This is a genomic window from Oleiphilus messinensis (assembly GCF_002162375.1).
Classification (GTDB): domain Bacteria; phylum Pseudomonadota; class Gammaproteobacteria; order Pseudomonadales; family Oleiphilaceae; genus Oleiphilus; species Oleiphilus messinensis.
Map to the genome: position 1 here is coordinate 4,307,741 of NZ_CP021425.1, position 14,854 is coordinate 4,322,594.

Consider the following 14,854-nt stretch of genomic DNA (forward strand, 5'->3'; position numbering starts at 1 on the left):
CGCAATCCTGCACACTCCTATGATACGCCCATGAAATTCGCCCATACCTAGCAAAAAAGGAAATGGTCATTGAAAGGCCCAGTCAAACGTTCAATCTTTACCCAGGCAGGTATGATACTGGCGACCATTTTTTTGGTGTCGCTCATCGGTATCATTCTGACACTTATTACTGTAGAGGACGCTGACGGTGATGCCGAAAGGATTAACATCGCCGGATCCATGCGCATGTACACCATGCGACTGGCTTTGAGTTATACCCGGTTTAACACCTCGAGAAATCCGGAGATTGAAGCGCAGCTAGACGCCGAGATACTGGAATTCAATAGCCGTTTGTTCAGCAACATCTTCGATCCTTACCGGGAAGAGTTGCGGAGAACCCCCGTCAGTCGGCAACTGGCGATTCTCGAGGATCGCTGGAAAGGCATTCAACAGGTTCTCTCTGCACGCCACGAACCTCCGGACCAATTAACCGGTGAACTCACACACTACGTTGAAGAAATCAACCACTTCGTGACGCTGATCCAGCTCCGATCAGAAGACAAGGTCAAACGTTTGCGTCTGACCCAGGCAATCGAAATGCTTTTGATTCTCTTGATTGCCCTACTGATGCTGGTATCACTGTATTCACGGGTCGTTGTACCGCTCCGGGAACTGGTTGAAGGCGCTACCCGTGCCAGAAAGGGCAAATTTGATTACCGGGTGCCGGTGAATTATGACGACGAGTTGGGACAACTGGGCGCCGCATTCAACTCAATGTCCTCTGACCTGGCGGTGATGTACGATGACCTGGAAGCACGGGTCAAAGAAAAAACAGCGGAGCTTACTTCTCGCAATCAAGCACTGGAGTACCTTTATGATGCAACCCGGAAATTAACCACCGAACCACTGTCAAAGCAACGGGTTCAAGAACTGTTGACTGAACTGGTTAGCATCGCTCAAGTAGATCAGGTTTCCCTCTGTACCTATACCAGCTCGGAAAAGAATCGTTATGCGATACTGAGCGCAACCAAAAGCATGCCCACAGAACGGGGTAAACATACTGAATGTCCCGATGATAATGACACCAACTATCTACAGGCCTGCCTGGATGACCTCGCTCTGGAACCTGGAAAACGCAGAACCGATAAAGCATTACTCTACCCTATTTTCGAGAATACCAATGTCGTAGCCGTTCTGGTCGTCAGCCGACCATCAATGGACCCTTTGAATACCTGGCAGTCACAGCTTTTGGACACTTTCACCGATATTTTTGGTGGAGCCTTCAGTCAGATGCGCAACAGTGAAAAAGAGCAGCGGTTGCTGTTAGTTGAAGAACGCTCAGCAATCGCCAGAGAGCTGCACGACTCTATCGCCCAGTCACTGTCCTTTCTCAAATTACAAATCACCCGATTTCAGATGCTGATCAAGAAAGGCGCAGACACCGACACCCTGGTCGACGTATCCCAGGAAATCCGGGTGGGGTTGAATGCAGCGTACAATCAGCTTCGTGAAGTGCTGACGACATTCCGTATTCAAAGCAATGAGCCCGGACTGGAGCAAGCACTGAAGGGCACCGTTGCCGAATTTGCACAACGGGGCAGCATGGAGATTAAACTTGACTACAATTTACGCCACAGGCCACCCAACCCGAACGAAGAAATTCATATTTTGCAGATCGTTCGTGAGGCCGTATCCAATATCATTAAACATGCAAACGCATCGACTGCGACCGTGAGCTTACGGGAATTGGAAAATCACTTGATCGAAATCGTAATTGAAGACAATGGTATCGGTATCTCGGACAATCCCAAGAAACCGTTCCACCATGGGATCACGATCATGGAGGAACGTGCGGCAATGCTTAAAGGTGAATTCCAGCTCACTCGCAGAGAAGGTGGTGGTACGCTGGTCAAAGTACTTTGTCAACTGCAGTCCAAACATGACGATGATTTGATTATTAGGCCTTACGGTTGAATTTGCATAAAGACCATTATGCAATGCGCCATTATTTAATGTATTATCTGGCGCTATTCAAATTCCATTCAATACACCCCATTCTGAGGACAATAAAATGAAATCCTTTGATAACAAAGTAGCAGCCATCACCGGAGCAGGCTCAGGCATCGGACGGGCTCTTGCGCTGCAACTCGCAGAAGAACATTGCCATTTAGCACTTTCTGACATCAACCTTGATTCAGTCAAGGAAACAGCAGAATTGGCGAAAAAGAAAGGGGTAAAGGTCGTTGCAACCAAGCTTGATGTTGCAGATAAAAAAGCAGTTGAAGCCTGGGCGAACAAAACCCAGGAAGAATTCGGCAAGGTTAACCTGATCTTCAACAACGCCGGTGTAGCCCAGGCCGGTACTGTATCTGAAACCAGCATGGAAGATTACGAGTGGCTGATGGGCATTAATTTTTGGGGTGTGCTTTATGGCACCAAGGCATTTCTGCCATTGTTGAAACAATCCGGAGAGGGCCATGTGGTCAATATTTCCAGCATATTCGGCCTGTTCTCTCAACCTGGCATGAGCGCCTATAACGCCTCCAAATTTGCGGTAAGAGGCCTGACCGAATCCTTGCGCCAGGAGCTGGATCTGGAGAAATGTGGTGTGTCTGCTACCTCTATCCACCCAGGTGGAATACGCACCAATATCGCTAAAAGCGCGCGAATGGATGAAAGCATGTCACAAGTGGCAGGCGGTGACACAAGTGCCGATGCGTTACGCAACAAATTCGACGAATTTCTGTTACGCACCACGCCGGAGAAAGCCGCCCAGGTTATCCTGTCCGGTGTAAAACGAAATGCTCGACGGGTATTGATCGGCGCAGATGCGTCTGCAGTTGATACCATGCAGCGTTTGTTACCACAGGGCTACCAGAAAATCGTATCAACAAGCATGAAGCTGTTGCGATTCGGGTAAGCACAGGCTGACCAAGGGCTCGGGCCGGTTGTCGCTGGCCCTGCCCTCACTCTCTCTGATTAACATTTAGCTTTTTAACATTTAGCTTTTTCTGAGCTGTTTATTGCAGGTACCTGCACTTTCTCCTTATCCGTTTCGCTTATTCCCCACCTTACACAGGAACCGCTATAATACCGGTATAAACACACATTCAGGTATGACCGGCAAAAGCACTCGGAGATTTATTATGTCCGCACTCAAGAAAGGAGTGTATCAACACTTTCGGGGACAATACTATTTGGTACTCGACACAGCCCGCCACAGTGAAACAGAAGATTTGCATGTGGTTTACAAGCCACTGTATGGCGACGACCCCGAGCTTTGGGTCAGACCGCTTAAAATGTTTACTGAAAAGGTCAAACACAACGGCGTATTTGTTAGCCGCTTTTCCTTTGTGTCTGACTCAGTCGATACCCTGCCGGAACAGGTGCACGCTTAGCGCGCCCGCTAGTTCTGTAGCCTTCGAATTAACCGGGAAAGCGCCGTTGCCAGCTCTGATGCGACGCCATCATCCCGGTCAATCAACAACCAGCGATCGTACCCATCAACAGGGTCATACAACCAGCATACATAGCTTTCTTTATCACAACCGTAACGAAGAATCGGGTCGACTCCAAAGACAGACATGCGTTTAAGATTAATTTTAACCCCCTCGTCAGCGTTGAACACTTTCTCCTGAATCAATAAATCTTTGCTTTGATCTACAGAGACTTTGTAGGCAATCCCGGTGGACTGCACTTTACGCTTGATCTTCTGGCCTTGATAGCTGTGATTTGCCAACAAGCTGTTAATATGCCGCAGTAAGGCGACCTGCTCATCACTGGTGAGATACAGGGACTTCAGATCTGAAAGATATTGATCTTGACGCTGAACCAGCGCTTCAGATTCTGACTCTGCAGCAGGCTTCCGATCTACCGGGTTATCAGCTTTATCCTCGCGTAGATGTTCTTCAATCACCGTTAACTGCTCTAATGCGTTACGGTAAAAGCCACCTTCTGTCCCGGCCTCAACAACATATGTCTCCAATGCAGTTTTCGCGTTATCCCAGCTTTGAAACTCCATCAAGACCCGCCCCTGATAAAAAGCAAACTCTGTCGGCACCGCAGTGTTGAGCGCAAGGATGTCTTGTAATGTCTGGTTGGCTTTTTGCCAATGTTGCTCGCTGACATATTTTTCGACAGCAAGCATCAACCGGTTCATTTCATGTTCTTTGGGCAGGGCGTAAACCACAGAAGTTGATACAACAACCATCGCGATCAAGAGCCGCTTCAACCACTTCACCCTCACACGCATAACGTCTCCTCAACTTACTCTTAGAAATCATCACGACCTGACAGGTTACGCACACAGGTCAGCCAACAATACAGGTTTATGGACGCCATACCCTTGCGCTTTATCCACACCTATTTCCTTCAACAGATGAATTATCTGTTCATTTTCAACATACTCTGCGGTCGTTTTCATACCCATTACGTGGGCCAGATCGTTGATAGATCGAACCAGTGCTTCATCTTTTTTATTGTTAGTTATATTTTTAATGAAAACACCATCTATTTTTAAATAGTCAACCGGCAAGCGCTGAATATAAGCATAGGAAGATAACCCGGTACCAAAATCGTCCAGTGCGAACTTACAGCCTTCGTTCTTCAGGGTTACAATAAACTCAACGGCCTCATTTAAGCTGGTGATTGCGGCGGTTTCGGTCACTTCAAAACAAATTTTTCCTTTATCGAATGAGACCGTTTCCAGCGCTGCGAGTACAAAATCCAGGAACTGGTCATCGCCCAGTGATGCACCAGAGAGGTTAATCGATAGGCCTTCAAGGGACGCCAGAGTCTCCGGGTTCGCTTCCATCCACTTAAATACATTACTCACAACCCACTGATCAATACGCGTCATTCGACCAAAATGCTCTGCGGCCTCAATAAGATTGATCGGGGGCAAAAGTTTACGCTCATCATCATAGACGGCCAGGAGTATTTCGAAATGGGAGGCACTGGTGCTCCCGTTTAGCGGTCGTATTTCCTGACAACGCAGTAACAGAAGCTCATCCAGTTGCAAATCAATTTTTTTCACCCAGGCCATCATTTCATCTTGACGTAACTGGTCTTTGTCATGAAGCGCATACTCCACAACACGATTTCTGCCGTGCTCTTTTGCAGACTCGCACGCAAGATAAACCTTTCGCATCAGACTATCGACCGAATCCGTACCTGGATTGATTTGGGCGTAGCCAATACTGGCTGTAATTTGGAAGGTATGCTCCAACCAGGTGAACGTCGCATCTGCCAGCGCTTTACGTAAACGCTCGAGACGCACGTGAACCTGAGATTTTTCCGAGTCGCGAAAGATCAGCCCGAACTCGTTACCACCAATACGCGAGCAAATCACTTCTGAGTCACAATGATTCTGCACAAGGCGCGCAACTTGCTTGAGAATTTCGTCACCCGCTGTGTGGCCATAGGCGTTATTAATAAGCCGGAACTGATCTACATCGATATAACAGACCGTCACCGGGACACCATGGCGAATGGCTGCGACAACAGTTCGATCAAGATGGCGCTCAAATTCCTGACGGTTCAACAAGGCTGTGAGTGGGTCACAACTGGCGGTGCCCGCGATATCCTCGTACACTGTCTGAACCATTTTATGCAGCCCTTGATCCACGAGTGGTACCTCCTCTTCACTGAGGACTTGATAGCGTCCCTCTCGAATCCCTTCGGCAAAGTCTTCCAAGCTAACATCGATATCCTGTAAACCGCTGTTGCTGACAAAAACAAAACGATAAAAATTGGTACCGGACCAAGCCAGGCGCATTCGTTGTGGTTCTTCACCGGGTAAACTGACCAACACCCAATCACCAACCTTGAGGGATACGGCTCTTCGTTCCCAACGATCTTTCGGTTTGACGACCTCGACTGCTCGATTTAGCTGCTCGATTTCTTCCTCACCCTCACCGCGCCATTTGTACTGGTCGATCCGGGTCGAGGTGATGCCCGTCTCCCCCATCAACTGCGACAATATGGTATTCAGCCAACGTTTATAGCCAGTTTGTCCTGTCGCTTTCAGTTCTCGATCAATCGTATCGATCAGCGTGTGTGCTTCCAGCTCCATTTCGAAATCATGTTCTAGATGTTCTGATTCCTCTTGCTCAAACCATCTCAGGAGTGTACCGATAACCCCCACAGCCTCGATAAACGTTGTGCTTTCCTGACCTTCCCGCAACAGCGTTACGACCAGGTAATTTCGCCACCCCCCCTCTTCCAGAAAGGCCAACACACTGTCCGGAACCGGTTTACCATTCAATATCTCAGCAAGACACTGTGCAACATAGTGCCGCGCTCTCGCCAGGGTTTGCTGACCCTCGTAGGTTCGCGCAATGCGCTCCGCATTTCTGGAAAAGGCCTGTTCCTGCCGCTCTACCAGGTGATTTACATCATCCAGCAAGGAAACAAACAAATCATTACTACCGTGATACTGTGATTGGATGCGCTCGGAAAAATTGGCCAAAGACCGCTCCAGACTCTTGTTTGACGTCCGCTTTACGGCCCCCAAACGCGCAAGCTGATTCAAGAACAAACGGGCGGGGTGATGACTATCGGAGAAAAACGTCGGATCATTAACGATAACTTTTGCCATTGAGCATTTGATTTCTTCAAACCAGGGCTTAAGCGGACCAACGACACGTTCCTCGGCAGCAAAGCTCTGGAACAATTGATCCGTAACTTGCATTAACCCCAGACCTTTGAGCATCTCAGCCTGATCTGAAGGGCCAAGTTCATCAAGATTCAATTGCTTGCCCACGAGCTCGTGCAACGCTTGTGCATTACTGCCGGAGTCGCCTTGTTGCGGGTCCGGCTGAGACGCGATTGAATCGATCATACTCAATAAGGTCTCTTTACACTTGGCGCTCATTCCCGGCACGAACTGACTTCGGAGTTGCTCTGAGCCGATACCGGCAACAACATCTCCCTGAGCCTGAACCCCGGATGAAGTCAAGCCGCCGCCATTGCACAACGTCGTATTCAGCAGTGCCAGATGGTCAAGTAAATTGCCCGGAATACCGGCGCTTGATCCAGGAACCGGCATGGCATTAGAACCTTGATTTAGCGGTAGAGCACCTGATTCCACGCGGCCAGGATTACCTTCCGGATTCGGTGAGGCTGCCGGGAGTTGTTCAGCGGTTGACGATGTGGTCTGCTCACCGGTATCTGCAACAATCTGAATCCCCAGCCTTTCAGCGCCGGAAATCAATACCGCATACAAGTCACGCAAATCATTCAGAAGACCTTTTCCGATTGTCTTGAACACCAACTGTTGTGCCGAAGATGGAAATTCGAGGTTGTCAAAGGCGGCTGAAACATTCTTCAGCACGAAACCCGGGCCAACAGGACAATTCTGAAAGTCGACTTCAGCCGCACTAAAGGTCGAAAACAGTCGAGAGAGCCGATTAATATCGGGCCCCAGGCTGTTTTCAATCACCCGAACGGCGGAAGTCATGGAAAGCCACTCTTCAAATGTGTCTTTTTCGACAACCTGAAGCTGAATCATGGAGTGCAGATCATCGGCTTCGTTCTCTCCTTCCACCGCACCGCCCTGCAACAATAACTTCACCCGGCTCACAACACTTTGACACACTTTTTGCGATATCCAGTTTGTGCGTGCCTCAAGCATCTGAAGCCCGAGGTTGTAATCCGCTCTCAACCAACTGTCAGTCGCATCATCGAAGGCGTAAAGCAATTTTTCGCTTGCAGATGTCAAAACCCGATTAAGCGCTACGGGCAACTGCTCTTTGAGTGTGACCTGATAATATTCCGATAATTTATTGGCGTTCCCATTAGCGCCACGAGATTCTGCCGTTTGTGATACCTGTGGCTCCGGTGGCCAGCGGTAACGACAGAGTGAAGCCAGTTCTGCCAACTGCTGACCGGAAATCGCATAGAATCGGACGCCGATTCCACCGGCCCGCTGATGACGAACCTCTCCGCTAAACGTTATTTTAGCGACCCGGGCATCATGCTGACTGATTAATACAACCCGGATCAGCGACCCAAATGTAACGCCATCTATGCCCGCAGGCACACCACTACCGCTACTCTTTAGATCCAATAGCACGCCACCGGGGGAAAAATCCCGAATACAACAGGAATGCACCTTTCCCTTTACTTCGATCTTCGCCTCATGATCAAAGGGCACTCGTTTGTAGATTCGTTTATCCAAGCCAGATTACCTACCCTGTATACAATATGAAGTATCTTGCAAGCCGCAATACGCTGCTTCAGCCAAAACGGTGATCTCTATAAGCAGCCTGCTTTAAGTTTAGACCGATTTACCACCCGGTAAATTTAAAACCGGAAATAATGTGCGCCACTTCAAGCCGTGCTAAAGTATCCCGAAAACCTCATATGGACAGTATGGAGCATGATACCCGGATGATCTCAAGGCATGACTCGTCAGACTCGGAAAATATAAAAAAGCAATACATTGAAGCAACCCTGGAAAGCGGCTACCCCATTTATACCACCGGCCAGGTGGGTGTCGACCAGAGTGACTACACCAATATGTTGATTACCATTTTGAGAAAGCGTAATCAATCGTTGAACTTTATCTGGCCGGCATTGTTGCTCATGGCCATGGTATTGGCTTTCACGACGATCTATTTCTACCAGGAAGTCAAACTGAAAGAATTGGAAAACCTGCAACAACAAAAAGCCGTTTCGGCTGCGGAAGCGAAAATAACGCAAAAACAAACAGAATTGGATCTGTTAACTGAACGCCAACAAAGCACAACAGAGGAATTTAACACTCTGCAACGACAATTACTCGCTCTGGCCGAGGCTAACCTGGAGCAAACCAAAGGTGATACCGGCGCAAAAGCTCAACTCAGTGGCTTTGAACTGGTCAGTGCGCTACAGGGGCGCTTACAACAGGCAGAAGAGCAAGCCAGCTTGCTGGCGGGCGAAAATACCATCCTGCAGAAACAGATAGAGCAAGCCAAACAGGATCATAGCAATACATTGGAAGCATACAATGCGCTTCAAAACAGAGTTAAAGAGAAAACGGACGAGCTCGCTTCAACCATGGAGGTCATCGACACCCTGAATAGCGAACGAGAAACCAAACTGAATGAAACGCTCAAGCAACTATCCATGTTCAAACAGGAAAACATTAAACTGCAAAAAGAGGTCAACAAACGCAAAGCCGCATTCGATGCCCTGGCCAAACGCTATCGAGATACCCAAGGCCTGTATGATGTGGCAAGAAAGAAAGTAAATGAGTTGTCGGCAGAACATAAAGCGAATGACAATACAGTATCACAATTGCAGAAAAATCTGACAGCAACACAAAAGCAACTTACCGAGATCCAGCAAAGCTACGATCAACTTTCGAGTGAATACCAGACCTTCAAAGCCAATCTGATCGGTGCCACTCAACCGATAAAAGCCAGAACGCAACCATCCACAACACCAGCATCGCCGGTTACGAAGCCCGCACCAGTGCCTCAGACACCAACATCATCAACACAGCAAACAGAGGGGTCGGCACAAAATCTCAAGTTTCCGGAAGCAACCCTGGAATAGGCTATAGTTATAGATCAGGGGGATTTATTGACGTTCGAACAGGGATGATCAACAATACTTCCGGTTTCACATGAGGCCGGGCAGCCAATAAGTGCCGCGCCCGGTCGATGTTTTAGACTCAATAGAATCAATTAAATAAAACAAATCCCTTCAACAACTTTATACAACAGACTACTTAAACCATGACTTTTTCTTTTTTATCGATATTTTCCGCTCCCGGTAATCCGCCAGCATCAACCCGTAAAGTAAGTCCGGGAAATTGGCTTAAATTGGCCGTGTTGCCCGCACTCACTCTGATGAGCGCATGCTCGGACAACGAGGTTGGCGATGTAAGTCTGGGCATGTTCACAACCAAAGATATCAAGATCGAGAAGTTGACAGACCCTGTGGTAACAGGTGTTACCTGCCATATCAGCCACGTTGAAGCCGATCTGGATTTCTCAGATCCATCAGACATGAGCATTGCCTGCCGTCAAACTGGCGAAATAACCCAGGCAATGCTGACTCAGATAGACAAATCCAAAAGTGGTGAGGTTGTCTTCAATTCATCCAAAAGTATTCTTTTCAAATCACTCAAAATCAGACGGATCTGGGATCCGGCCAATCAAACACTGATTTACTTGAGCTACTCCACTAAAGAAGTTGAAGGCAGCCACAAACACTCAATGTCGACCGTTCCCCTTTGGAACACTCCCGCCTGGAGTCAGCTACCGGCCAAGCAAGACTAAGACCGGCTCACACAGGACTACACCAGAAAAATGAACCAGTGGATCCCGTTAACCCGTTCGCAAGCCTGGCGCTATTCAAAAGGATCACAACGTTACCGGAGCGACAAACAACTCCGCTCTGAACTGGTTTCACTGGTATTCGGGATTCCGACTTTTCTTGTCCTGGCCACCTTAAGTGCGTGTACAGGATTGACAAATCAACCTCAGCTGCTCGAAACAGAAGCATTCATTACACTGCTCTCGGAGCAGCATGAGGCATCTGATGTCAATCATTTCAAACAGGTCTATAACGAGTTAACCGCACAACAGGCACTGTTAGGCACAGAACAATTTCAGGAAATTTATCGAGAGCAATTGAGTTTGCTGAACATAATTGCTGCGGATAACATCATTGATACTGATGAAAGTTCTCAGTGGCTACGCGAAACCAGCAGTGCTTTGTCGATTTACCAAAGTATGCGCTATGGCAATCGTGCAGCACTGGACAAGATCGCAACCCGTTATTTGAAAGGCCAGCCGGATTCGGCATTTCGTGAAATTCATACTTACCTGCAGCTCTATCCGAATGACGATTGGGCATGGTCGATTAAAGGACGAATATGCCAGGATCTAAAAGATCGAGTCTGTGCTCACAATGCATTTCAACATGCCCTGTCGCTCAATAAAGAAAACTATTTCGCCCACACGGGGCTGGGTTCAATCTATCAATTTGATGGTCACTTGAATCGTGCCAAACAAAGTTTTTTGCAGGCATTGACGATCCTGCCTTCCCATGCGCCCGCACACTCGGGCCTATCAAACGTATTGCTTTACAAAGGAGAGCTTGAAAGCGCACTGCACTACGCCTATCAGGCCCATCAGCTCGACAGTCAAAATGCCACCTATGCCGCCAATCTGGCCCTCGTTTATCATTACACTCTCCACCCAACGGAGCGGGACTATTTCGCTCGCCTCGCCGAGAAACTGGGTTACCGGAATATGGAAGATCTGGAAAATATTTTCATCGGTAAAACCAGCCTGCTGGACTTTCTGTGACATACACCTGCAAAGGCATAGACCGGCAAAGACATCGACTTATACAGACATAAATTTTGCAGGGATCGTATCAGGGCAGTATATGGGCTCCCGTTTGTTGTCAAAGAGAACTCGATTCCCCGGAAGATTGTTTCAATAGTGTCGATTTTTTTTACATTAACAAACCCAGACCGAAACTATCATATTGTTATTTATAGACCTTTTATATTCGGCACGCTTCGTGCTTTACCTAACCAAGGACTCCAATCACTTATCACAGTCTTTGACATTTTAATGACGACATAGTCACTCTATCAGCTATAGTTGAAGAGATGCGGGAAATGTTTACTGTTAGATGGTTTTTACCAAGGATGTACGCGATGATAAAAAATCCAGATTGAGAAAATTCTACAGAAACTGGGACCCCAAATGAATCTCAACTCAAATAACAGTCACACATTGACCAAGCCACATTACAGCGATTGCAATCAGGTAATCCAGTTTCTCATGATTGCACTATTTTGCTTGAGCGCCACTGTTTCCTGGGCAACAGAGATTTCTACCGAGGCGAGCACCCCGAAACCAGATACAGAGAAAACAACCGAGGAAAAAAGCTCGGAAACCCCGACAGAGTCCAAGCATCCGTTACTGTCACTGGCCGAGCTGGAACGCCTGTTGGGCACCGCATCAAAAAAACCGCCCAAGAACGAAACGACACCTTCCCCCGAGAATGCACAGACACCAGACATTGAACCCAACCTGACCAGTACAATAATTGATGGGCCAGTTGATGTGATCAGTTTGACGGATTACCAGTCCCTGGACAGCATTCGCCTGGAATGGATGGATTTGAAAGAAGACATTCAAGGCATCAAAGCCGACGTGGAAATGACCATTGAAAGCCAGGTTGGGGATATTCAGGGCGCGATTAAACTCGACCATTTTTTCAGATCGCCCGCATCTGCCACGCCCCCTACCCATGACTATCGATACGAACACCAAAGCCATTCCGGCCAGAGTGGCGATCAGTACTACGAAGATCAACGCTCAGTTCCCGCAATCTTCATCTGGTACCGTAAAATACTGCGGTTCAAAGATAACTCCCCGATACTCTTCTACAGCCTGATCTTTTTTGTCCTGTTTGTGATCATCATCGTTACCGCGATTTCCGGCCTCAGGAAAACCTGAGTTCGCTAGGGTCTGTTGACGTTTCACTTTTTCTTTCCCTATTTCCGGAACTTTAAACGCTCACATCGGTCAATCCTAGGATGAACAAGGAGACGCTGAACGGGGCAGCATGCTTGCTCTTGTCAGCATCGTGAGGAGTTTCGGATGATAAAAAACAGAATTCTCGTGGTCGAAGACGACCAGGACATCAATAACCTGCTAAAAATCAACCTCGGTGATCTCAATTACGACGTTGACACCTGCACACACGGCGAGCATGGCTTGCAAAAAGCCCTGTCGGGGCAGTACCACCTTCTGGTTCTGGATGTCATGCTACCGGAAATTGATGGTTTGGAAATTTGCCGCAGGATTCGCCAGGCCGGACAACTCACCCCGATTCTGATGCTGACCGCAAAAGACTCTGAAGCCGACCGGGTGGTGGGCCTGGAAATGGGGGCAGATGATTACCTGGTCAAACCGTTTAGCATTCGCGAGTTGCAAGCGAGAGTTAAAGCACTGCTCCGCAGAGTCGATATGATGAGCGCAGCTCCGCCACCGCAAAACGACGTCATTTCAGTGGGCGAACTGTCACTGGATATCAACAAACGTCAGGTTATCCTGCAAGGACGGCAGCTGGACCTCACATCGACCGAATTCGACCTCCTGTCTCATCTGGCGAAGAATCCAGGTCGGGTATTTAGTCGGGCTCAGCTACTCGACCAGGTTTGGGGATACAAACACAGTGGCTACGAGCACACAGTCAATTCTCATATCAACCGACTGCGCAACAAGTTGGAGAAAAACCCGGCGAATCCGGACTATGTTCTGACTGTATGGGGTGTCGGTTACAAACTTGCTGAAGTTTAATTAATTAAAAAATCTAGATGGATATTCAAACACGCTTTTTACATTCGTTTTATACCAAAATGGCATTGGCCGTGCTCGTAAGCTTTATGATTGTTGGCTTACTGCTCATATCCTGGGCCCAGCAACTGACTCGATCATATCAAAAGGAAGTACAGCAAAAGTTACATCTGGAATTAGCGGACCATCTCGTGCACGACAAAACGCTCCTACAAAATGGAGAATTGAATGAAGAGGCGCTATCCAATGCTTTTCACACAATGATGATTTTGGGGCCGAGTTTTGAATTCTATGTGCTGGATCCGGAGGGACGGGTAATAACTTACTCAGCGGACCCCAACAAAATAAAACGCATGATGGTCAACCTCGAGCCTGTCACCCAGTTTCTTTCAGGGACACATCGTTTACCCATCCTGGGGGATGATCCAAGATCCATTAACCGACAAAAAATATTTTCGGTTGCGGAAATAAAGCATGAGGAAACAACCGCCGGGTATTTGTACATTATCATCGGTGGTGAAATCTATGACAGCGTTGTCGATCTGCTGCAAAACAGCCATATCATTAAACTGGGATTTAGTGGCTTGTTAATTTCACTACTCTTCAGTCTGATTATCGTCCTGTGGCTCTTTGCCTTGCTCACGCGCCCTCTGAGGCGACTGGCAGATGATATGCAACGATTCCGTAACAACGGATTTGAAAATGCAGCCATCGATATCTCTGACTGGGATGGTAATAGTCCGGATGAAATCCATCGCCTTGGCGCTACCTTCAAAACCATGGCCGAAACACTGAAAGACCAGTATGAACAGGTCAAATCGATTGATGAACTGCGCCGTGAACTCATATCCTACGTGTCTCACGACTTACGCACCCCACTCGCCTCCTTGCAGGGTTATCTGGAAACCTGGCAGCTGAAACACCATCAACTACCTGAGGCCGAATCTGAGGCGCTCATCGAGGTGGCGATGAATAATGCACAACAGATGAGCCGCCTGGTGAAACAGCTTTTCGAGCTCGCCCATCTCGATAGTGCTACCGCAACGCTCAATCTGGAACCCATTTGTATTCCGGAATTAGTCCAGGACGTATTACAGAACCTGAAAATTGAGGCCGATGAAAAACAAGTCGCTCTGGATATCAACCCTAAAGATCCTACTCTGATTGTTCTCGCTGATATCGAAAAAATAGAACGGGTTTTCGTCAATTTGATCGAAAATGCCATTCGCCACTGCGAGCCGGGGAGCACTGTATCCGTGACTCTTGCTCGGGATGAAAAAATCACGATCTCCGTGGTTGATGATGGTTGCGGGATACCGGAAGCCGACTTACCTTTTATCTTCGATGCCCATTACCGTGCCTCAAACAGTTGCTATCAAAACCGTCCACACGGAGGCTTGGGTCTCGCGATTACCCGGCGTATTCTACAACTGCACCACTCCGACATAAATGTTACAAGTACTTTGGGCAAGGGCACGGAATTTAGTTTTCAGTTATCACAGGCATGAGTCAGGGCTGGATAATTATCGGATTTTAAGCATAATGCTTCAGCTCGGGAAGAA

Annotated in this window: 11 protein-coding genes; 9 read left to right on the forward strand and 2 right to left on the reverse strand. The window is 48.0% G+C overall.

The features are described 5' to 3' along the window. Positions 1-69 precede the first annotated feature (69 nt). The 3 genes from OLMES_RS18755 (at position 70) to OLMES_RS18765 (ending at position 3,377) form a co-directional block, all read left to right on the forward strand. On the forward strand, positions 70-1,953 hold the full coding sequence (locus OLMES_RS18755; RefSeq protein ID WP_087462668.1) for a histidine kinase: 1,884 nt from the start codon (positions 70-72) through the stop codon (positions 1,951-1,953). Positions 1,954-2,050: 97 nt separating this feature from the next. Further along, the gene (locus OLMES_RS18760; RefSeq protein ID WP_087462669.1) at positions 2,051-2,899 is read left to right on the forward strand and encodes an SDR family NAD(P)-dependent oxidoreductase; all 849 of its coding nucleotides are present in this window, start codon (positions 2,051-2,053) and stop codon (positions 2,897-2,899) included. A gap of 226 nt (positions 2,900-3,125) precedes the next feature. Beyond that, a complete protein-coding gene (locus tag OLMES_RS18765) occupies positions 3,126-3,377 on the forward strand; it encodes a DUF1653 domain-containing protein (RefSeq protein ID WP_087464562.1) in 252 nt (83 codons plus the stop codon). Between the two features lie 8 nt (positions 3,378-3,385). Here the strand turns inward: OLMES_RS18765 and OLMES_RS18770 are convergent, their stop codons facing one another. Together OLMES_RS18770 and OLMES_RS18775 are read right to left on the reverse strand one after the other, a co-directional pair. Continuing rightward, entirely contained in the window at positions 3,386-4,231 is an 846-nt protein-coding gene (locus tag OLMES_RS18770) for a hypothetical protein (protein WP_087462670.1), read from the reverse strand. A gap of 45 nt (positions 4,232-4,276) precedes the next feature. Next, complete coding sequence (locus tag OLMES_RS18775; RefSeq protein ID WP_087462671.1) at positions 4,277-8,158, reverse strand: DUF1631 family protein; 3,882 nt, start codon at positions 8,156-8,158, stop codon at positions 4,277-4,279. Positions 8,159-8,343: 185 nt separating this feature from the next. Between OLMES_RS18775 and OLMES_RS18780 the strand changes: the two genes are divergently transcribed. The 6 genes from OLMES_RS18780 (at position 8,344) to OLMES_RS18805 (ending at position 14,800) form a co-directional block, all read left to right on the forward strand. Then, a complete protein-coding gene (locus tag OLMES_RS18780; RefSeq protein WP_087462672.1) occupies positions 8,344-9,519 on the forward strand; it encodes a coiled-coil domain-containing protein in 1,176 nt (391 codons plus the stop codon). Positions 9,520-9,815: 296 nt separating this feature from the next. Next, entirely contained in the window at positions 9,816-10,247 is a 432-nt protein-coding gene (locus tag OLMES_RS18785) for a CreA family protein (RefSeq protein WP_232465372.1), read from the forward strand. 30 nt (positions 10,248-10,277) lie between these two features. Continuing rightward, complete coding sequence (locus OLMES_RS18790) at positions 10,278-11,282, forward strand: tetratricopeptide repeat protein (RefSeq protein ID WP_087462674.1); 1,005 nt, start codon at positions 10,278-10,280, stop codon at positions 11,280-11,282. Positions 11,283-11,690: 408 nt separating this feature from the next. Continuing rightward, the gene (locus OLMES_RS18795; RefSeq protein WP_087462675.1) at positions 11,691-12,449 is read left to right on the forward strand and encodes a hypothetical protein; all 759 of its coding nucleotides are present in this window, start codon (positions 11,691-11,693) and stop codon (positions 12,447-12,449) included. A gap of 144 nt (positions 12,450-12,593) precedes the next feature. Further along, the gene (locus OLMES_RS18800) at positions 12,594-13,295 is read left to right on the forward strand and encodes a response regulator transcription factor (protein ID WP_198343035.1); all 702 of its coding nucleotides are present in this window, start codon (positions 12,594-12,596) and stop codon (positions 13,293-13,295) included. A gap of 17 nt (positions 13,296-13,312) precedes the next feature. Next, positions 13,313-14,800: a sensor histidine kinase gene (locus OLMES_RS18805; protein ID WP_087462676.1), complete on the forward strand. Its 1,488-nt coding sequence runs from the start codon at positions 13,313-13,315 to the stop codon at positions 14,798-14,800. Positions 14,801-14,854: the final 54 nt, after the last annotated feature.